The following is a 1581-nucleotide window of genomic DNA, read 5'->3' on the forward strand; positions in this document are numbered from 1 at the left end:
AACCCTCCAGCCCCCTTACCACCCCCACAACCAACCCTCCCGCCCCCACCCACCGGCTTGCCATGGATCTCCCACCCACCACCCCTCCTGCCATGGCTCATCCGCTACAACACCCGAAGGAGACATTCCGCCCTGAGCCAGGTCAGCCCAGTGGACTACGGACAGCAGCCCGATAAGGTGCCAGTCGCCGCATAACAGCCGATGTCCACGCTTCGGGGAACCTCCCCCCGTGTCCACGCTTCGGGGAACCCTCCCCCGTGTCCAACGCTTCGGGGGAACCCCGGTGTCCACACTTCGGGGAAACCCCCACCGAGCGCCCCTCTTGCCATGGCTCAGCCACCGACCACCTCTCTGGCCATGGCTCCCCCAACCCACCCTGTTACTGAGCCTCGAGATTCCTAGCCCGGCTCCCCAGGACCCCTCAGGGGCCGGATACCCAGGCTGAGGCGGAGCCACATCGACCGAACGGGCGAGGCGACGTGGCGCAGGACACGGACGCATTGCCCGCGACGTCCGCCAGGCGAACCCAGGTGATCTGAAGCCGACCGTCATCGACATCGACTTCGACGTGATGCTGGCCAAACGGAAGATGTCCGTGGGCGAACTCGCGAACCGCGTCGGAATCACGCCCGCCAACCTGGCGGTGCTCAGGAACGGCAGGCCGCGCCGAAGCGGTGGGCTTTGCTCAGGAACGGCCGCGCCAATGCGGTCGGCTTCATGACACTCGCCCTGCGAGGCCCTTCGAGTGCCAGCCGGGAGACCCGCTGCGCTTGGAGGCCAAGGACACTGCGGATGGTTGACGTCAGCCGCTGGCGATGGTGGCCATAGGTGCTCAGACTGGCCGAGCGTCAGGCTGAAGGGGTGTCCATTACGGTGTGAAGATTTACCGGTGAAGATCAACATAGTGGGCCGAGGTGGCGCGCTACGGCGTTTCCGGCTGTTCCCAGACGTCAAGGTCGTCGTGGGTGGACACGCCTTCTTGTTCGAGAGCTTCGCGGACTATGCGGAAGGCCAGGGCTGGGGAGTACCCCTTGCGGGCGAGCATCCCGACCAGTTTGCGAATACGGGCCTGCGGCTCGGCGTTGCGCGTTGAGTCGAGTTTGCGGGCTACCAGCCGCCGGGCGGTTTCCAACTCCTCGTCCGGGTCAAGCTGCTCGACGGCGTCCTTCACCGTGTCCTCAGCCACTCCCCGCTGCCGCAGTTCCTGAGCCAGCACCCGCCGAGCCAATCCCCGACCCGAGTGCCTAGAACTCACCCACGCCGCCGCGAACGCCTCATCATCAATCAGACCAACCTCGGAGAACCGCTCCAACACGGCCTCCGCCACCTCATCCGGCACCTCACGCTTCCGCAACGCCTCCGCCAACTGAGCCCGCGTCCGAGGCGCCAACGTCAACAACCGCAAACAAATAGCCCGCGCCCGCCCCTCCGGCCCACCCTCACCGTCCCACTGCCCTCCGCGCCGCCCTCCGCCCCGCCGCCTCTCGCCCCGCTCCCCCTCACCGCGCTGCCCCCCGCCCCACTGCCCCTCACCGCGCTGTGCTCCACCGCGCTGCTCCTCGCCCCACTGGCCCTCGCCGC

At 67.6% G+C, this 1581-nt stretch carries 2 protein-coding genes; one reads left to right on the forward strand and one right to left on the reverse strand.

Annotated elements, in window-relative coordinates:
- Nucleotides 1-571: 571 nt before the first annotated feature.
- Nucleotides 572-721 (forward strand): helix-turn-helix domain-containing protein, encoded by a 150-nt coding sequence (locus KIP79_RS50425; RefSeq protein ID WP_214111421.1) that lies wholly within the window; start codon nt 572-574, stop codon nt 719-721.
- Between the two features lie 201 nt (nt 722-922).
- On the opposite strand, the gene KIP79_RS46120 is transcribed toward KIP79_RS50425, so the two are convergent.
- Nucleotides 923-1411, reverse strand: a complete 489-nt coding sequence (locus KIP79_RS46120; protein WP_372453765.1) for a regulatory protein RecX — start codon at nt 1409-1411, stop codon at nt 923-925.
- Nucleotides 1412-1581: the final 170 nt, after the last annotated feature.

It is taken from the genome of Acrocarpospora catenulata (genome assembly GCF_018476525.1).
Lineage (GTDB): Bacteria > Actinomycetota > Actinomycetes > Streptosporangiales > Streptosporangiaceae > Acrocarpospora > Acrocarpospora catenulata.

Excerpts from the sequence above, each read along its gene's own strand:
- KIP79_RS50425 (WP_214111421.1), top strand. The coding sequence starts at position 572 with ATGCTGGCCAAACGGAAGATGTCCGTGGGCGAACTCGCGAACCGCGTC.